This is a genomic window from Nesterenkonia sp. YGD6, from assembly GCF_022565895.1.
In the GTDB taxonomy this organism is placed as follows: Bacteria; Actinomycetota; Actinomycetes; order Actinomycetales; family Micrococcaceae; genus Nesterenkonia.
In genome coordinates, this window is the sequence record NZ_JAJOYY010000004.1 from 218,031 (window position 1) to 236,824 (window position 18,794).

Here is an 18,794-nt window from a genome sequence, read left to right on the forward strand (position 1 = left end):
ATCTGCCTTTCCTGGGTCGTGGGGGCATGGAGTGTTGTGCACAGCGAATGCTGGACGCCATGGTCGCTCCACGCGGCGCCAAACGATTCTACAGGCTCGAGCGCTGGCTTCAGAGCGAGATCATGCTGCCCGTCTCCGGCTGGGCGATCTCCTGGTAGGTGGCGAAGAGGATCGAGGCGTCCGGGATCTCCACGGTGACCGGCTGTCCCTGACCATTGAGCAGCACGAACCGCAGCTGATCGCCGCGGTTCTTCTTGTCCCGGCGGATGCCTTCGAGCAGCTGGCTCCAGCGGTCATCGCGGTAGGTGGTGGGCAGCCCGAGCAGGTTCAGCACGGCGTGGTGACGGTCCGCAGTGGCGTCATCGAGTCGGCCCAGGCTGCGCCCGAGCTCGGCGGCGAAGATCATGCCCACCGAGATGGCCGCGCCGTGGCGCCACTGGTAGCGCTCGGCGAGTTCGATGGCGTGGCCCAGGGTGTGGCCATAGTTCAGCGACTCGCGGACGCCGGATTCGAGCATGTCCGCACCCACCACCTTGGCCTTGACCGCTACGGCGCGCTCGATGAGCTCGCGGATCTGCCAGGAGTGTGGGTTCTGCGCCTGTTCCGGGCTGGCTTCGATGATGTCGAGGATCCGCTCGTCGGCGATGAATCCACATTTCACGACCTCGGCGAGTCCGGCGACCAGCTCGTTGCGGGGCAGGGTGAGCAGCGTGTCCAGATCGGCGAGCACTCCGGCGGGCTGGTGGAAGGAGCCGACCAGGTTCTTGCCCTCGGAGGTGTTGATCCCGGTCTTCCCGCCCACAGCGGCATCGACCATGCCCAGCAGCGTGGTGGGCATGTGGACCACGCGGATGCCGCGCAGCCAGGTCGCGGCCACGAAGCCGGCGGCATCGGTCACCGCACCCCCGCCGACGGCGACGATCGCGTCGGAGCGGGTGAAGTCGTTCTGCCCCAGGACCTGCCAGCAGAACGCGGCGACCTGGATGTGCTTGCCCTCCTCGGCGTCCGGGATCTCGGCGACCAGCGCCTGATACCCGGCCTTCTCGAGGTCCTCGCGGACCACGTCGCCGGTGGCGCGCAGCGCCCGGGGGTGGATCACCAGCACCCGTTCGGCCTGTGGGCCGACGAGCCCGGGCAGCCGGGAGAGCAGCCCGTTGCCGATGATGACGTCGTAGCCCAGCTCTTGACCGCCGGTGCCCGCGCCCTCCCCGACGGTGATGATGGTGGGTTCAGGGGCGGAAGCCTCGGTCTCGGCCTGGTGGCTCATACGCTTGGATCTCTCCTGGAGGTGGTGTTGAGGGCTCGCACGATGTGGTCGACTCGCACGTCGATGTGCGCATCGTCCGGGCTCATGACGATATCAGCGCAGTCTCGGTAGATCTGCTCGCGTTCGGCATAGATGCGCTTCCAGGCCTGCACCGGGTGCGCGCCGAGGATCGGCCGGCTGGAGCCGTCCCCCAGGCGCAGCGCGGCCTGGTCCTCGGTGAGATCCAGCATGATCACCAGCTGGTCGCGGAGGAGTCCGCGGGTGTCGTCGCTGAGCACCGCTCCCCCGCCGAGGCTGATCACCGAGGGGCGTGGGGAGTCGAGCAGCTCGGCCACGATGCTGCGCTCCTCGGCCCGAAAGGCGTCCTCCCCGTGCAGCGAGAAGTACTCCGGGATGGATCCGTGGCGGGCGACGAAGAAGTGGTCGCTGTCCACGTGCGGCCGGTGCAGCCGGCGGGCCAGGGCGGCACCGACGGTGGACTTCCCGGAGCCCATCGGCCCGATCAGCACGATGTTGCGGCCGTCGCCTCGCTGCTCGGCGGCTGCGGGTTGGCGCATCAGTCTTGCATCGCGGCGGGGGCCTGGAGCGGGTCTCCGTCCGCACCGGCGCCCGAGGGGTCGCCGCCGAGCTCGGGGAGGTGGTCGAGATAGCTGCGCAGGTTGCGCTGCACCTCGCTCACCGAGTCCCCGCCGAACTTCTCCAGCACGGCTTCGGCGATGACCAGGGCCACCATGGCCTCCGCCACGACGCCGGCCGCCGGGACGGCGCAGACGTCGGAGCGCTGGTGGTGGGCGGTGGTCTGCTCGCCGGTGGCGGTGTCCACGGTGCGCAGCGCGCGCGGCACGGTGGCGATGGGTTTCATCCCGGCGCGGACCCGCAGCGGGCCGCCGATGCTCATGCCGCCTTCGATGCCGCCGGCGCGGTTGGAGGTGCGCGCGATCTGCCCGTGCTCGTCCAGGGTGATCTCGTCGTGGGCGGCCGAGCCGCGGCGTCGGGTGGTCTCGAAGCCGTCGCCGACCTCCACGCCTTTGATGGCCTGGATGCCCATGAGCGCTCCGGCCAGGCGTGAATCCAGCCGTCGGTCCCAGTGCACATAGCTGCCCAGGCCCGGGGGAAGTCCCTCCACGACCACTTCGACGACGCCGCCGAGGGTCTCCCCCGCGCGGTGGGCGTCGTCGACCTCGGCGACCATCCGTTCGGAGGTCTCCGCGTCGAAGCAGCGCAGCGGGTCGGCGTCCAGGGCTTGTGCATCGGCGGCGCGGGGCAGCGGGGCGTCGGCGGGGATCTGCACCGGGCCGATGGCGGTGGTGTGCGAGACCGTGGTGATCCCGAGCTCGCTCAGGAAGGACTGGGCGGCCGCACCGAGGGCGACGCGGGTGGCGGTCTCCCGCGCCGAGGCGCGTTCCAGGACCGGGCGGGCCTCGCTGAAGCCGTACTTCTGCATGCCGGTGTAGTCGGCGTGACCTGGGCGGGGGCGGGTCAGCGGGGCGTTGCGGGCGAGGTGCTCCAGCTCGGCGGGGTCCACCGGGTCGGCTGACATGACCTTCTCCCACTTGGGCCACTCGGTGTTGCCGACCTCGATGGTCAGCGGTCCGCCGATGGTGACGCCGTGGCGCACGCCGGCCAGCAGCGCGACCTGGTCCTGTTCGAACTTCATCCGGGCTCCGCGGCCGTAGCCGAGACGGCGGCGGGCGAGCTTCTCCTGCACCGCGTCGGTGCTCAGCGTGACGCCGGCGGGAAGCCCTTCCAGGATTCCGACGAGGGATTTGCCGTGTGATTCTCCGGAAGTGAGCCAGCGCAACATGGGGTCCATCATAAACCGATCGCGCGCCTCATCTTGGCCACCATCTGGGCGTGGGACTCCGCGGAGAGCTCACCGGCCGGGGTCGAGGTGGCCGCGCTGAACAGCTCCACCTGTTTCACCGCCTGGTGCAGCAGCATCACCAGACCGCTGACCACCCGGCCGCCGCCCGCCTCCCAGGAGCCGGCCAGGAGCGAGGGCCAGGGGTCGTAGGCGACGTCGAGCAGCGGAATCGGGCGGTCCAGTCTGGGCAGCGTGGCGGCGATCTCATCGGCGGCGCGCGGTGGAAGGGTCGACACCACGGCGTCGAGCTGCCCGGAGTTCCCCCGGCCCGTTTCCAGGTCGTGGATTGCCGAGAGGTCGTGGGCTGCCGGAAGCTCGTCGGTGCCAGAGAGGTCATGCGGCAGCGCGGACAGCTGGGCCACGCTGAGCCGAAGACCCAGCGCGGCGGCCACCGGTTCCAGCTCCAGCCCGCGCTGGACGGAGCGGGCGTAGCTGCGCACCTGGGTGTAGCCGAGCTCGGAGGCGGCGGCCAGCGCGGCGGTGGCGGTGGCGCCGGCACCGATGATGCCGAAGCTGCCCCGGCCCGACGACGACGCCTGGTGCAGCCCGGCCTCGCCCAGGGCCGCGACGATGCCGTCCACGTCGGTGTTCTCACCGGAGAGCATGCGCGCGCCCTCCGATGTGCCGGCGGGACCGTGGACGACGGTGTTGAGCACGCCGAGCGCGGTGACCCGCGCCGACGGGTGGTCCACGGCGCTCACCATGGCGGCCTTCAGCGGCATCGTGACCGACCAGCCCAGCCAGCCCGGCGCCGCGCCCTCTCCGCGCAGGAACTCCTGCAGCGAAGACTCTTCGACGTCGATCCGCCGGTAGTCGGCGTCGAGCCCCAGGTGCTCATAGGCCGCGGCGTGCAGCAGCGGGGAGAGCGAGTGGGCGATCGGGTGGCCCAGCACAGCGGCCTGACGAGTCACGGTCCGGCGTTCTCCTGGGTCGGTTCTCCGTCGCAGATCTCGGCGTTGTCCTCGCAGTACGCGTTGAACTCCTCCACGTAGCCGAGGTGCTCCTCATAGTCTTCGGCGAACTTCGTCTCACCGGTCTCGAGGTCCACGGTGACCCAGTAGAAGTAGTCGTTCTCCTCCGGGTTCGCGGCGGCCTCGAGGGTCGCCATGTTGGGTGCGGCGACAGGTCCGGGGGGCAGGCCCGGGTTCTGGTAGGTGTTGTACTCGTTGGAGGCGTCGGCTCGCTCCTCCTCGGTGAAGTGCACGCTCTGCGTCCCGAGTCCGTAGATCACGGTGGCATCGATCTGCAGCAGCCCGTCGGTCTCGGAGTTGTTCGGGGCCAGCCGGTTCTCGATGATCCCGGCGATCTCTTCGTAGTCGCCGGGCAGGCCCTCCGCGGTGAGCAGGGAGGCGACGATCACCGTGCGCCACTGCTCATCCTCCTCGGTGATGCCGAGCTCCTCGAGCCGTTCGAAGGTGGTGTCCACCATCTGCTGGAGGATCTCCTCGGGGGTCGCCTCCAGGCTCGGCTGGTACTCCCCGGCGGCGAGATAGCCTTCGAGCGTCTCGGCCTCGTCGGGCAGTCCATAGGCGCCGGGGTCAGCCGCCGCTCGGCCGATGTCGCTCGCGGGGATTCCGGTCTGCGCCGCGATGGAGCTCAGCGCCGCGTCGATGCGGGTGTTGTCCTGGAGCGAGATGTAGTGCAGCGCCTCGCCCTCCTCGAAGATCACCGCCAGCGCATCCGCGGCCGGCATCTGTTCGCGCAGCTGGAACTCCCCCGGCTGCAGCTCAGGTGCTCCGTCGAGCGCCGCGAAGGCGTCGTCGAACGCGTCGTCGCTGGCGATGATCCCGGCTTCCAGGAGGCGGTTGCGCACCAGCGCGGGCCCGTCTCCTTCTTCAACGGTGAACTCCACGACCTCCCCGGCCTGGGTCTCGAAGTCTTCCGGGCCGCCGCCGCCGAACAGCGACTGCAGCACGACCACGAATCCCACGAGCAGCGCCGCGAACAGTCCGAAGGCCACGCTCAGGGTGAGGTTGCGGCGCCGCCGTCGGGTGCGCCGCTTCTCCAACACCGCCTGGGTCGCGCCCCCCTCGACGCCGGAGACCGTCTGGTAGCTGCGGCCGTGGCTTGAGGATGAGATCAGCAGCGGAGTGCCGTCGTCGTCGTGAGCGATGCGGGTACCTTCGTAATAGTCGTCCTCGAGGTCGTCCTCGAGGGGGAAGTCCGACTCCTCCGCCAGCGCGTACTCGTAATCCGCGTCGTAGTCGACGTCGGACTCGTAGTCGACGTCGGACTCGTAGTCGACGTCATAGTCAGCCTCGTCCGGGGAGAGGACCTGGTCGAAGGGGGTCACGGCGGAGGGAGCAGTGGGCTCAGAGTCAGGGTCGTCGCCCGTGGCGGGGACGACGGGGTGCAGGTCAGGGTGGTGCGGGTCGGCGTGCTGGGTGTCTTCGCGCTCCAGCTTGCCTTCGCTGACGTATTCCTGGTTGAAGATCACCGAGCCCTGCACCGGCGCAATGCTGGGCAGCGGCGTCCTGGACGGACTGGGGATAGTCAGTGGGACGGAGTCCGTGGCGGGTTCCGGGGAGGCTGCCGATACAGGCGAGGGCAGGGACGCCGGGGACGGTGCCGCGCCGGGATCCGCCGCGGTGGGCTCCTCGCGCTCTACCGCGGGCCCCGCCGAGGCCGCCGAGCGGGCGCGCGGAGTGCGCAGCGTCTCCTCCAGAGCACGCTGCTCAGCAAGTTCGAGCTCCCGAGCCTCGCGAATCTCGCGGCGGCTGCGCTGGGAGCCCGACTCATGCGGCTGTTGATCGCTCACGCGGGGTCCTCACTGGATGTCGACGGCACAAGTCCAGTGACCCACAGGGAATAGCAAATGGGTCACCAGATCTTTGACGAGTGTAATCTATTCGTTACTTCAACATATCCCGCCAGCTTCTTCGCGCGTCCAATGCCTCTTTAGCTTCTGCAATCGCCTGGGTGTCTCCGCTGACCTGGGCGGCCTCGAGTGCCTCTTCAAGTTCAGCGATGGCGTCGTCGAGCTGGGTGAGCATCGAATTCTGTCGCGCGATCGTCTCGGGGTCGGTCTTTCGCCAATGGGACTTCTCGGCGTCGTGGAACGCATCCTGGACGCGCTTGAGCCGACTCTCGATGGACTTCATGTCCCCACGAGGCACCCGACCGGCGGCGTCCCAGCGGTTCAGCAGCGCCTGGTACTGCTCCCGGACCGCCTCGGGGTTCTCGATCGGCATCAGGGCCTCGAAGTCCTCGAGGAGCGCCAGCTTCACCGTGAGGTTCTCGGCGTACTCCGCGTCGGTCTCTGCGTTGATCTTGTCCCGGGCGCCGAAGAACACGTCCTGGGCGGCGCGGAAGCGGGCCCACTGCGCGTCGTCGGTCTTGCGGGCGCCGCGGCCCAGGGCCTTCCAGTCATCCATCAGCCGGTGATAGGCCTTGGTGGTCGCGCCATAGTCGTCGGAGTCCTTGAGCTGCTCCGCCTCGACGATCAGCGCCTCCTTCGCGGCCTTGATATCACCGTGCTCCTTGTCCCGGGAGGCGAAGAACGCGCGCCGGTTCTTCTCGAAGAGATTCCGCGCGGCGCGGAAACGCTTCCAATAGGGGTCTTCCTGGGACTTGGTCAGCCGCGGCGGCTTCTTCTGCTCGGCCTTCCAGGCCTCGAAGAGCTCGTTCATCCGCGCCTGGGCGCTCTTCCAGTGCTGTGTGGTCGGATCGGCCTCGGCCAGCAGCTCCACCTCGGCCACGATCTGCTCACGGACCGCCAGGTGCTCGGCGAGCACCGCTTCAGCCTCCTGCGCCTCGACCGCTGCGCGCTGATCGATCTCCGTGGAGATCTCCCCAAGCAGCGAGCTCAGGGCCGCGACGTCGCCGACCCAGGTGCCGTCGGTGAGCTCCTGGCGAATGTGTCTCAAAGACTCGTGCAGCGCCTTGGCGGAGTCGGCGCCGGCCGCGGCGCGAGCCCTCAGCAGCAGCGCACGGTTGTAGAGCTCATCGAACTTCCGGGTGAAGTAGTGCAGGGCCTCATCGGCGCTGGCTCCGGAGAACTGCCCCACATAGCTCTCGGCGGCCTTCGGCCCGGGGGTCTCGGCGGCCTCGGCGGTCTCGGCGGCCTCGGCGGCCTCGGCGGCCTCGGCGGTCTCAGGGTGCGCCGCCGCGACGCCGTCGGCCTCCGGCGCTGTGACATGGACGGCCTCCGGAGCGGCGCCGTCGGCTGTCTCGGTCTGCGCGGGGGCGGGGGCCAGTGCATAGACATGGCCTTCCTCGTCCACCCGGGCGAATCGGTGGGCGTCGGCGAGGGAGGTCTCATGGTGGTCGGGCTTGACTGCAGGACTCATGCCCACCAGCGTACCGGAGCCGTTATGCTGAACGGGCCCGATTCCAGGCTCCCCCGACGACCCAAGGACTGCGCGCACACTCATGGCACGAACCACCTCTCTCTCCGGCTTCATCGAATGGCTCCCCGAGGAGCGTCTGGTGGAGCTGCACGTGCTGGACACGCTTCGCGAGGTGTTCGAACGCCACGGCTTCGCCTCCATCGAGTCCCGGGCGGTGGAGACCATCGACACGCTGCTGCAGAAGGGCGAGATCGACAAGGAGATCTACGCCGTCTCCCGGCTGCAGGAGGAAGAGGGCCGCGAGGCCCGACTGGCCCTGCACTTCGACCTCACCGTGCCCTTCGCCCGCTACGTGGTGGAGAACGCCGGGCACCTGGACTTCCCTTTCCGGCGGTACCAGATCCAGAAGGTCTGGCGCGGTGAACGCCCCCAGGACGGGCGCTACCGCGAGTTCACCCAGGCCGACATCGACCTGGTGGGCGACGGCGCGCTCCCCTTCCGCAGCGACGTGGAGATCGGCGTGGTCATGGCCAAGGCGCTCGAGGCGCTGCCGATCGGCGACTTCATGCTCCGGGTCAACAACCGCAAGCTCTCCGAGGGGTTCTACCGCTCCATCGGTCTCAGCGACACCACCGCGGTGCTGCGCGCGATCGACAAGCTGGAGAAGATCGGCGCCGAGAAGGTCAGCGAGGAGCTGGTCTCCACCGGTGCCGCCACCCCGCAGCAGGCGCAGCAGGCGCTCGAGCTCGCCCAGATCCGCGCCACCGACACCTCCTTCGTCACCGCGGTGCGCGCCCTGCTGGGCACCGTGGAGGCCGATGAGCTGCTCGACGCCGGGCTGGCCGAGCTTGAAGAGGTCGTCGCGGAGCTGAACAAGCGGGTCCCCGGTCGGGTCACCGCTGATCTCTCCATCGCCCGCGGCCTCGACTACTACACCGGCACCGTCTACGAGACCGTGCTGATCGGTCACGAATCGCTGGGCTCGGTCTGCTCCGGCGGCCGCTATGAATCTCTGGCCTCCAAGGGCAGGCGCACCTTCCCCGGCGTCGGGCTCTCCATCGGGGTCACCCGACTGATCTCCCGGATCCTGGCCGAGGGCGGGCTCTCCGCCAGCCGTAAGGTCCCCACCGCAGTCTTCGTGGCGCTGCGCTCCGACGAGGACTGGGGGGCCGCCCAGGACGTGGCCGACGCGCTGCGCCTCCGGGGGATCAATGTGGAGGTCGCGCTGAAGGCTGAGAAGTTCGGCAAGCAGATCCGCCACGCTGACCGCCGCGGCATCCCTTATGTCTGGTTCACCGACGACGACGGCGCCCATGAGGTCAAGGACATCCGCACCGGTGCCCAGAGCCCCGCGGATCCGGCCAGCTGGACGCCCCCGGCCGAGGACGCGCTCCCGCGGATAGTAGAATCGGCCACCGACTGACTCCCCGGGCCGCAGGCCCGCACCAGCAACTGATCCCTCAGGAAGGACACCGTGCTCCGCACACACACCTCCGGCTCACTCACCGCCGAGAACATAGGCCAGACCGTCACCCTCACCGGATGGGTGGCGCGGCGCCGAGATCACGGCGGAGTGGCCTTCCTCGATCTGCGTGACTCCTCGGGCGTGGCCCAGGTCGTGGTGCGCGAGGAGGCCGACTTCGATCCGCTGCGCAACGAGTTCGTGCTGCAGGTGACCGGTTCGGTGGAGCGCCGTCCCGCGGGCAACGAGAACCCCAACCTGCCCTCGGGCGAGGTCGAGGTGCTGGCCGAGACCGTCACGGTGCTCAACACCGCGGCACCGCTGCCCTTCCAGATCGATGAGCACGTCGAGGTCGGCGAGGAGGCGCGGCTGCGCCACCGCTACCTCGATATGCGCCGGGAAGGGCCGCAGCGCGCGCTGCGGCTGCGCTCCGAGGCCAACCGGGTCGCCCGCGACCTGCTGCACCACGAGTCCTTCACCGAGATCGAGACGCCGACGCTGACCCGCTCCACCCCCGAGGGTGCCCGCGACTTCCTGGTCCCGGCGCGCCTGGCACCGGGCGCCTGGTACGCGCTGCCGCAGTCCCCCCAGCTGTTCAAGCAGCTGCTCCAGGTCGGTGGCTTCGAGAAGTACTACCAGCTCGCCCGCTGCTACCGCGACGAGGACTTCCGCGCGGACCGCCAGCCCGAGTTCACCCAGCTCGACATCGAAGCCAGCTTCGTGGAGCAGGAGGACATCCTCTCCCTCGGCGAGGAGCTCGTGCGCAGGCTCTGGAAGCTCATCGACGTGGACCTGCCCGCCGAGATCCCGCACATCACCTACCACGAGGCGATGGCCCGCTACGGCTCGGACAAGCCTGATCTGCGCTTCGAGCTGGAGCTCACCGAGCTCACCGACTACTTCAAGGACACCCCCTTCAGGGTCTTCAAGGCTCCCTATGTCGGTGCCGTGGTGATGCCCGGCGGAGCCTCGCAGCCCCGCCGCACCCTCGACGCCTGGCAGGAATGGGCCAAGCAGCGCGGCGCCAAGGGCCTGGCGTATGTGCTCATCGGTGAGGACGGCGAGCTCGGCGGCCCCGTGGCCAAGAACCTCTCCGAGCCGGAGAAGGCCGGACTGGCAGCCGCCACCGGGGCCTCCCCCGGGGACTGCGTCTTCTTCGCCGCCGGTGAGGTCTCTCCCTCCCGCGGACTCCTCGGCGCCGCGCGCAACGAGATCGCCGCCCGTGTGGGACTCATCGATCAGGACGCGTGGTCCTTCGTCTGGGTGGTCGACGCCCCGATGTTCGAGCCCGCAGCCCTGGCCCAGGCCGCCGGCGATGTGGCCGTGGGATCCGGTGCCTGGACCGCCGTGCACCACGCGTTCACCGCCCCCAAGCCGGAGTTCGCCGAGAGCTTCGACACCGATCCGGCCTCGGCGCTGGCCAACGCCTACGACCTGGTCTGCAACGGCAACGAGATCGCCGGCGGCTCGCTGCGCGTGTACCGCCGCGACGTCCAGGAGCGGATCTTCAAGGTCATGGGCATTCCCGAGGACGAGGCGCAGGAGAAGTTCGGGTTCCTGCTCGACGCCTTCAAGTTCGGCGCTCCCCCGCACGGCGGCATCGCCTTCGGCTGGGACCGCGTGGTCTCGCTGCTCGCCGGTGAGGACTCCATCCGCGAGGTCATCGCCTTCCCCAAGTCCGGCGGCGGCTACGACCCGCTCACCGCGGCGCCCGCCCCGATCACCGCGCAGCAGCGCAAGGAGGCCGGCGTCGACGCCAAGCCCGAGCCGAAGGCTGAGGCCGGCACCGACGCCAAGGCAGAGGGCAGGACCGGCACCAAGGGCTGAGCCTGAGTCCCAGGCCTGAGCCGCACCGGGTAGCCTGGAACGGATTCTTATCGAATCTATCTACGAACCCAGCTCTAGGAGGCGCAGTGGCCGATCCCATCACGGGGGACCTCTTCGCCTCCGATGACTTCGGCGACGACGACGCGCCCGCCCCGGCCTCCACGGCGGAGGCGGGCGCGCGTCGTCGGCATACTCCGCTGGCGGTGCGGATGCGACCGCGCACCCTCGCGGAGGTGCTCGGCCAGCAGCATCTGCTCGAGCAGGGGTCCCCGCTGCGCGTCCTGGCTGAAGGGTCCCGCGGACCCGCCGGCGCCTCCTCGGTGATCCTCTACGGCCCTCCCGGCACCGGCAAGACCACGCTGGCCCATGTGCTCGCCCGTGGCGCCTCGCGGAAGTTCGTGGAGCTCTCCGCCATCCGGGCCGGTGTGAAGGACGTCCGACAGGTCATGGACCGTGCGCTGGAGGATCGAGATCTCCGCGGGCAGACCACCGTGCTGTTCCTCGATGAGATCCATCGGTTCAACAAGGCCCAGCAGGATGCCCTGCTGCCGGGAGTGGAGAACGGCTGGGTCATCCTGGTCGCCGCGACCACGGAGAACCCGTCCTTCTCGATCATCGCCCCGCTGCTCTCCCGGTCACTGATGCTCACCCTGCGCTCACTGACCCAGGATGACCTCTCCGGACTGATCACCCGGGCGCTGCAGGACACCCGCGGCCTCGACTCGGCCTTCGAGCTCGAAGACACGGCCAGGGATCATATTCTGCGCATGGCCGGAGGTGATGCGCGCCGGGTGCTGACCACCCTGGAGGCCGCCGCCGCCGTGGCCATGGGCCGCTCCCCCGAGGACGCTTCGGATGTGTCTGAAGGAGCCTCGGCCGATGAGCCGGCGTCGGACGCCCCGGTGCTGATCACCGCCCGGGACGCCGAACAGGCGATGGACTTCGCCGTGCAGCGGTACGACCGAGACGGGGACCAGCACTACGACATCGTCTCCGCCTTCATCAAGTCGCTGCGCGGCTCGGACCCCGACGCCGCGCTGCACTACCTGGCGCGGATGGTGGTCGCCGGAGAGGACCCGCGCTTCATCGCCCGCCGGCTGGTCATCGCCGCCGGAGAAGAAGTCGGCATGGCCGACCCCACGGCGCTGCAGACCGCCATGGCGGCGGCAGATGCCGTGCAGCTCATCGGCATGCCGGAGGGACGGATCCTGCTCGCCCAGGCCACGGTGCACATCGCCACCGCGCCGAAGTCCAACGCCTCCTATAAGGCCCTCGACGCCGCCATAGCCGACGTGCGCGCCGGGAAGTCCGGCGCGGTCCCGCCGCATCTGCGTGACGCACACTATTCCGGGGCACACCGGATGGGCCATGGCAAGGGCTACATCTACGCCCATGACCAGCCGCATCACGTCGCGACCCAGCAGTACGTGCCCGATGAGCTGATCGGGGTGGACTACTACAAGCCCACCGGCAACGGCGCCGAACGCGCCGTCTCGGAGCGGCTGGAGAAGCTGCGCTCGATCATCCGGGGCACGGACAACAGGTGACGGGCACGAGATGACGGGCAAGCGACAGCTCGCCCGCGGCACCGACAGAACCCGCTGACGCCGCAGACGACGAAGCGGCCGCCTCCCGAGAGGGAGACGGCCGCTTCTCTGCGTCCAGCGCCGGATGATCAGCGCCTCACGATGCTCAGTTCTTCTTGGACTCGATGGCTCCGACCGAACCGGCGGGCAGCTCTGCGGCAGTCCCATGGTCATCGTGGGAGAGCGCCTCGATGTACTCCTCGCGGCTGACCGGTGCGACCCGGTCCTCGAAGAAGGTCCGGTTGAGCGTCACCCGTGACTTCTCGAGCAGTCCGACCTTGCCCCGGGAGTTGGGGCGGGCCGCGGTGACCTCGGGAGACTCGTAGGAGACCAGCGTGTAGAGCTCGTAGTCGCTGACCCGGGTGTGCTTCTCACGGAACTCACCGTGCGGAAGCATCTCGATGACGCCCGCCTCGTTGCCGTGCAGCACGATCTCGCGATCCTTGCGCTGCAGGGCCAGACAGATCCGCTTGGTGATGATGAACGTGAGGATCGGTCCGGCGAAGAACAGCACCCGGAGCCAGATGAGCACGTCGTTGAACGAGAGCGAGAAGTGGGTCGCGATCAGGTCGGAGGATGCGGCAGCCCACATCACGAAGTACCAGATCATCATGGCCATGCCGAAGGCGGTGCGTCCGGGGACGTTTCGCGGGCGGTCCAGGATGTGGTGTTCCCTCTTGTCACCGGTGATCCAGGCCTCGATCCAGGGCCAGACGAACAGACCGAGCAGCAGAGCGGTGATCGGGATGAACGTGACCAGCACAGGCGTGGCCACGCTGTTGCCGCCCCAAGGCGTCGGCAGCACGAACTCCAGCGGTATGTCGCCGATGTAGCCCGGCATCAGGCGCAGCAAGCCGTCGAACCAGCCGATGTACCAGTCAGGCTGGGTGCCTGCCTGCACCGGAGACGGGTCATAGGGCCCGTAGTTCCACAGTGCGTTGATCTGGAAGGTGCCTGCCAGCAGGGCCAGGACACCGAAGACCACGAAGAAGAAGCCGCCGGCCTTGGCCGCGTAGACGGGTCCGATCGGGTAGCCGACCACGTTGCGCTCGGTGCGGCCTGGGCCGGGGTACTGGGTGTGCTTGTGGGTGACCACCATGAACAGGTGGACCGCGATAAGGATCAGGATCACCGCAGGGATGATGAAGATGTGCAGCGAGTAGAGCCGCGGGATGACCTCGTCGCCGGGGAACTCCCCGCCGAAGAGGAAGAAGGAGATGTAGGTGCCGACCACGGGAATCGCCTTGAGCATGCCGTCGATGATGCGCAGACCGTTGCCGGAGAGCACCTCATCGGGCAGCGAGTAGCCGGTGAAGCCGGCGCCCAGGCCTGCCAGCAGCAGGGTGCAGCCGACGACCCAGTTCAGCTCGCGCGGCTTGCGGAACGCGCCGGTGAAGAAGACGCGCAGCATGTGGATCGCCATCGCCATGATGAACATCAAGGCGGCCCAATGGTGGAGCTGGCGCATGAACAGGCCGCCGCGCACATCGAAGGAGAGCTCCAGCGAAGTGGCGTAGGCGGTGGACATCTCCACGCCCTGCAGCGGGACGTAGGCCCCGTCGTAGCGCGTGCTGGCCATGGAGGGATCGAACCAGAAGGTCAGGAACGCACCTGAGATCACGGTGATGACGAAGCTGTAGAGCGCGACCTCGCCGAACATGAAGGTCCAGTGGTCCGGGAAGACCTTGCGGCCGAACTCGCGGACCATGCCGGTACCGCCCACGCGCTGATCGACGTAGTTCGCGATCTTGCCGGTGCGGGTCGCCGGCTGGTACTGGTCCACCTCGGAGTACTGCTCCTCGGTGTACTTGGATTCTAGAGACTGACTGCTCATGAGTTTTAGCCACGCTCCCAGTAGGTGGGGCCGACGGGTTCGGTGAAGTCGCTGCGAGCGATGAGGAAGCCCTCATCGTCGACGGTGATGGGCAGCTGGGGCAGCGGCCGGCCTGCCGGACCGAAGGTGACCTTGAACTCCGCAGCGGCGTCAAAGGTCGACTGGTGACAGGGACACAGCAGGTGATGCGTGTGACGCTCGTAGAGCGCCACCGGGCAGCCGACATGCGTGCAGACCTTGGAACAGGCGATGATTCCCTCGTGCTTCCAGTCCTCGCGACCTGGGGTCACGGCCTCGAAGTCATCGGGATTCATCCGGATCAGCAGGACGACGGCTTTGGCCTTCTCGGCCAGGCGATCGCCGTGCCCGGAGACCTCGCGGAGGGTCTCCGGGATGGCGTGCACCGCCGAGCCGACCGTGAGGTCGGAGGCGCGGATCGGGGTGCCGGTGGGGTCGCGCACCAGGCGCACCCCCTCGGTCCACAGCGTGTGCCGCATCCGCTCGGGCCCGAAGTCCTCGGAGCGATCAAGATCGCGGAAGACGACGACGGCGGGCAGCGGGGCCAGCAGGGCGGCGCCGATGAGCGTGTTGCGCAGCAGCGGACGCCGCTTGATCTGGGTCTCGTCGAGGATCTCGTCGACCGTCTGGGCAGCCTCGGCGCGGTCCTCTTCCTTGCGCAGCGGCTTGCGGTCTTCGACGACCTCGTGGTCCGGCATCAGTGCGCGGGCCCACTGGACGACTCCGAGTCCGATGCCCAGCATGGCAAAGGCCACGCCGACTCCGAGCAGCGTGTTCTGCAGCCGGAGCATGTTCAGATCCCCGGCGGTGACGCCGACGGCGAAGTAGCCGACGAAGAACATCACGGTACCGATGATCGAGATCAGGAAGAGCGCAGAGACCTGCCGCTCGGCGCGCTTGGCGGCCTTCTCGTCCGCGTCTGCCAACCGCGGGCGGTGCGGGGGCAGGCCCGGGTTGTCGATGGCATAGCCGCTCGACCTTCCCTCACCTGCTTTGATGACGGCGCCCGTGCTCGGATCACCGTTACCGTGCTCGCCCATATGGTTCTCGTCCTTTGCTTCAGTGTTTACGTGTGCGGGTGCTTAGGTGCTGCGGCGGATGCTCAGGAGGACCGTGAGGTCAGCCAGACCATCGAGCCGATCAGCAGGGCCAGTCCGAGGGTCCAGATCAGCAGACCTTCCGAGACCGGTCCCAGCGAGCCCAGGGCGAAGCCGCCCGGAGCGCTTTGAGATTCGTTGTTCTTCAGGAAGGCGATGATGTCGCGCTTGTCCTCGGGAGGGATGTTGGCGTCGGTGAACTCCGGCATGTTCTGCGGGCCGGTGACCATGGCCTCGTAGATGTGCACTGACTCCACGCCGTCCAGCCCGGGGGCGTACTTGCCTTCGGTCAGCGCGCCGCCGGCGGCGGCGGCGTTGTGGCACATGGCGCAGTTGATCCGGAAGAGCTCTCCGCCGCGGGCGATGTTGCCCTCTTCGACATCGAGGTACTCGGCCGCGGGCACCGCGGGGCCGGAGCCCAGCGAGGCGACGTAGGCCGAGAGCTGCATGGTCTGTTCATCGTTGAACTGTGCCGGCTTCTTCTGCGCCTGCGGACCTGACATCTGCATCGGCATGCGTCCGGTGCCGACCTGGAAGTCGACCGCGGCGGCGCCGGAGCCGATCAGCGAGGGGCCGGCGTCGGAGCCTTCTGCGTTGATGCCGTGGCAGGTGGCGCAGTTGGCCACGAAGAGCCGCTCGCCCTCCTCCACGTCGGAGGCGGAGTAGACGTCAGCGGCGTTCGATGCCTGAGCCTCGTTGATGGAGGTCGCCGCGGCGTAGAGCCCTCCGGTGAGCAAGAGGCCCAGGAGGAGCAGCGCCACTGCCGCGAGCGGGTGGCGACGCTTCTGTGAGAGTGCCTTCACGTGCCGGTTCCTAACTTTTCGATGCGATACAAGCTGGTGTGCTTCGGCTGGGCGCGTTGATCAGGCGAACAGCGGCAGCAGGTAGACGATGCCGAACAGTGCGATCCACACGACGTCGACGAAGTGCCAGTAATACGACACGACGACGGCGGCGTGAGCCTCCTTGTGGGTGAACTTCACGCTGAAGTACGCCCGCGCAATCACATAGAGGAAGGCCACGAGACCACCGATGACGTGCAGCCCGTGGAAGCCGGTGGTGATGTAGAAGGCGGAGCCGAACGCGTTCGATGAGACGGTGATCCCATGGGAGACCATCACTGCGAACTCGTAGGTCTGACCGCCGATGAAGATGGCGCCCATGATGAACGAGAGGATGTACCACTCGACCATGCCCCAGTGCTTGATCTGGAATGTGCCGCCGGTGCGGCGCGGCTGGTGCCGCTCAGCAGCGAAGACACCGAACTGAGCCGTCACCGAGCTTGCAACCAGGATCACCGTGATCGTGGTGGCCAACGGGATGTCCAGTTCACTGGCACCCTCGGCGAACATCTCAGACTGCGTGGAACGCAGTGTGAAGAACATGGCGAACAGGCCGGCGAAGAACATGAGCTCACTGGTGAGCCAGACCATGGTGCCCACGGACACCATGTTCGGGCGGTTCGGCAGTGTTCGCGCCGGAGCGATTGGGGCTTGGGTTGCAGTCGTCACGCATTCATTATGTCCTGAAAGCCCAGCAGTTTGCGACACCGACGGTCACTATGGCGTGGTTCCAGATCCTTGTCAGGGGGCGGATTCCGCGCCATTCCCAGGATCCGCCAAGGTGGAGCCGGTCAAAAAAGTCGACAATATTTCTACAGCGTGTCGAAATTGGTCGGAGCCGGACCGTGATCGGCCGATAGTCTGGGGCTGTGAAACTTCCACACTCACCCGATCCGCTGCTCCGCGCGACCCCGGTGCCCGCAAGCTGGTCCGAGCTGCTGGAGACGCTCCTGGCCGGAGAGCACCTCAGCGCAGCCACCTCAGCCTGGGCGATGGAGAGGCTCATGAGCGGGGCCCTCGGTGATGGGCAGATCGCCGCCTTCCTGGTCGCGCTGCGCGCCAAGGGCGAGGTCGCCGAGGAGCTCGTCGGGCTCAGCGCCACGATGATGGACAAGGCCGTCCCGCTGAGCATCCCCGGACCCACCCTGGACATCGTGGGCACCGGTGGAGACATGCTGGGCACCGTGAACATCTCCACGATGGCCTCACTGACCGCCGTGGGAGCCGGGGCACGCGTGGTCAAGCACGGCAACCGCGGCGCCTCCACCACTGCCGGCGCGGCCGATGTCATCGAGGCACTGGGAGTGGACCTCAGCATGGGCGCCGAGCAGGTGGCCCGCGCCGCGGAGGAGGTCGGGATCACCTTCCTCTTCGCGCAGAGCTTCCATCCCTCGATGCGCCACGTCGGGCCGGTGCGGCGTCAGCTCGGCATCCGCACGGTCTTCAACTTCCTGGGGCCCCTGTCGAACCCGGCACGTGTGACCGCCCAGGCGCTGGGCTGCGCCAGCCCCACGCTGGCACCGAAGATGGCTGAGGTGCTCGCCATGCGCGGCACCCGCGGCCTGGTGTTCCGCGGGAGGGACGGGCGGGACAAGATCACCACCTCCGCCGCCACCGACATCTGGGAGATCCGCTCCGGCGAGGTCTCACACACCGCCCTGGAGCCTGAGGATGTCGGACTCCCCCGCGTGTCCGTGGAGGACCTGCGCGGTGGTTCCGGCACGGAGAACGCACAGATCGTGCGGCAGATGCTCTCCGGGGAGCCTGGGCCCGTGCGAGACGCCGTCGTGCTCAATGCCGCGGCCGGACTGACCAGCCTCGATGAACTGGCCCAGGGGCCGCTGGTGGACCGGCTGACGGCCAACATGCGCCGGGCCGAAGAGTCCATCGACTCTGGCGCCGCGGCTGATGTGCTGCGCCGCTGGGTGGCGTTCAGCCAGAGTGTGAGCTGACGCCCCGCTCGGCCTGACCGGCGTCGTCGGAGTGACCGGCGTCCCTTGACGCTGGGTCTTCGGCACGAGCCGGGTCTTCGGGCTCGTCGTGGCCGAATGGATCAGGGTCGACTCCGGGGAGCCAGGTGAGGCCGGGCTGGTTCCAGCCCTCCTTCTTCACGACCTTCTTCCAGCGCCGCGCCCATCTGGGGTCCAGCCGATTGACATAGAGGTAGCCGTCAAGGTGGTCGTACTCGTGCTGCAGGATTCGGGCGAACCATCCGGTGGCCTCGAACTGCAGCGGCTCCCCCGCGACGTCGAGCCCGGTGATCTCCACGTGCTCGCTGCGCTTGAGCGGGTAGTTGTACCCCGGCGCGGACAGGCAGCCCTCGGATTCCTCCTCGGGGTCGGCGGACTCCTTGGAGACCTTGCCGATCAGGCGGAGCCGCGGGTTGATGATCACTCCACGGGAGGGCTGATCGCCTGAATCGGCGAAGCTGTAGGTGAAGATGCGCAGCCCGACGCCGATCTGCGGGGCCGCCAGTCCCACCCCGTGGGCGGCGTCCTGGGTCTCGAACATGTCGGCCACCAGCTCGCGGATGGAGTCGTCGATGGTCTCGACCTCCTGTGCGCGTCGGTGCAGCACCGGTTCACCGTGGATCGTGATGGGGCGGATCGTCATAGCAAGGATTCTACGCACCGCGCGGGGCGTCCGGGGACGAGAAGGCCCGCCGTGAGTCGATGCTCACGGCGGGCCATAACCAGCGGTGGGGCGGG

At 68.3% G+C, this 18,794-nt stretch carries 15 protein-coding genes; 4 read left to right on the plus strand and 11 right to left on the minus strand.

The genetic code is table 11. The features are described from left to right. Positions 1–109: 109 nt before the first annotated feature. The 6 genes from aroB to LTI14_RS08205 all read right to left on the minus strand — a co-directional run bounded on the left by aroB (position 110) and on the right by LTI14_RS08205 (position 7,420). Positions 110–1,267 (minus strand): 3-dehydroquinate synthase, encoded by a 1,158-nt coding sequence (aroB, locus tag LTI14_RS08180; protein WP_241464566.1) that lies wholly within the window; start codon positions 1,265–1,267, stop codon positions 110–112. Next, the gene (locus LTI14_RS08185; RefSeq protein ID WP_241476228.1) at positions 1,264–1,824 is read right to left on the minus strand and encodes a shikimate kinase; all 561 of its coding nucleotides are present in this window, start codon (positions 1,822–1,824) and stop codon (positions 1,264–1,266) included. The genes aroB and LTI14_RS08185 overlap by 4 nt, the downstream gene beginning before the upstream one ends. Further along, positions 1,824–3,071: a chorismate synthase gene (gene aroC, locus LTI14_RS08190; RefSeq protein WP_241476229.1), complete on the minus strand. Its 1,248-nt coding sequence runs from the start codon at positions 3,069–3,071 to the stop codon at positions 1,824–1,826. Before aroC ends, LTI14_RS08185 begins: the two co-directional genes overlap by 1 nt. Positions 3,072–3,079: 8 nt before the next feature. Further along, complete coding sequence (locus LTI14_RS08195; RefSeq protein ID WP_241476230.1) at positions 3,080–4,042, minus strand: shikimate dehydrogenase family protein; 963 nt, start codon at positions 4,040–4,042, stop codon at positions 3,080–3,082. Then, positions 4,039–5,889, minus strand: coding sequence for an endolytic transglycosylase MltG (locus LTI14_RS13245; protein ID WP_241476231.1), 1,851 nt, complete (start codon positions 5,887–5,889; stop codon positions 4,039–4,041). The genes LTI14_RS08195 and LTI14_RS13245 overlap by 4 nt, the downstream gene beginning before the upstream one ends. Before the next feature lie 94 nt (positions 5,890–5,983). Beyond that, positions 5,984–7,420 (minus strand): DUF349 domain-containing protein, encoded by a 1,437-nt coding sequence (locus LTI14_RS08205; protein ID WP_241476232.1) that lies wholly within the window; start codon positions 7,418–7,420, stop codon positions 5,984–5,986. Between the two features lie 82 nt (positions 7,421–7,502). Here LTI14_RS08205 and hisS point away from each other — a divergent pair, with 82 nt between their 5' ends. The 3 genes from hisS to LTI14_RS08220 all read left to right on the plus strand — a co-directional run bounded on the left by hisS (position 7,503) and on the right by LTI14_RS08220 (position 12,256). Beyond that, a complete protein-coding gene (hisS, locus tag LTI14_RS08210) occupies positions 7,503–8,843 on the plus strand; it encodes a histidine--tRNA ligase (protein ID WP_241476233.1) in 1,341 nt (446 codons plus the stop codon). Positions 8,844–8,894: 51 nt separating this feature from the next. Then, complete coding sequence (gene aspS / locus LTI14_RS08215; protein ID WP_241476234.1) at positions 8,895–10,709, plus strand: aspartate--tRNA ligase; 1,815 nt, start codon at positions 8,895–8,897, stop codon at positions 10,707–10,709. Positions 10,710–10,795: 86 nt separating this feature from the next. Continuing rightward, entirely contained in the window at positions 10,796–12,256 is a 1,461-nt protein-coding gene (locus LTI14_RS08220) for a replication-associated recombination protein A (protein ID WP_241469690.1), read from the plus strand. 145 nt (positions 12,257–12,401) lie between these two features. On the opposite strand, the gene qcrB is transcribed toward LTI14_RS08220, so the two are convergent. From qcrB to ctaE, 4 genes are all read right to left on the minus strand, one after another. Next, complete coding sequence (gene qcrB, locus LTI14_RS08225; RefSeq protein WP_241469692.1) at positions 12,402–14,129, minus strand: cytochrome bc1 complex cytochrome b subunit; 1,728 nt, start codon at positions 14,127–14,129, stop codon at positions 12,402–12,404. 5 nt (positions 14,130–14,134) lie between these two features. Beyond that, positions 14,135–15,187, minus strand: a complete 1,053-nt coding sequence (gene qcrA, locus LTI14_RS08230; protein WP_241464556.1) for a cytochrome bc1 complex Rieske iron-sulfur subunit — start codon at positions 15,185–15,187, stop codon at positions 14,135–14,137. Between the two features lie 62 nt (positions 15,188–15,249). Next, positions 15,250–16,047, minus strand: a complete 798-nt coding sequence (gene qcrC / locus LTI14_RS08235; RefSeq protein ID WP_241464555.1) for a cytochrome bc1 complex diheme cytochrome c subunit — start codon at positions 16,045–16,047, stop codon at positions 15,250–15,252. Between the two features lie 60 nt (positions 16,048–16,107). After that, positions 16,108–16,755: an aa3-type cytochrome oxidase subunit III gene (gene ctaE, locus LTI14_RS08240; protein WP_370642613.1), complete on the minus strand. Its 648-nt coding sequence runs from the start codon at positions 16,753–16,755 to the stop codon at positions 16,108–16,110. 200 nt (positions 16,756–16,955) lie between these two features. Between ctaE and trpD the strand changes: the two genes are divergently transcribed. Then, positions 16,956–18,038: an anthranilate phosphoribosyltransferase gene (trpD, locus tag LTI14_RS08245; RefSeq protein WP_241469694.1), complete on the plus strand. Its 1,083-nt coding sequence runs from the start codon at positions 16,956–16,958 to the stop codon at positions 18,036–18,038. Here trpD and def read toward each other — a convergent pair. Next, positions 18,019–18,699, minus strand: coding sequence for a peptide deformylase (gene def / locus LTI14_RS08250; protein ID WP_241476235.1), 681 nt, complete (start codon positions 18,697–18,699; stop codon positions 18,019–18,021). The genes trpD and def overlap by 20 nt on opposite strands. Positions 18,700–18,794: the final 95 nt, after the last annotated feature.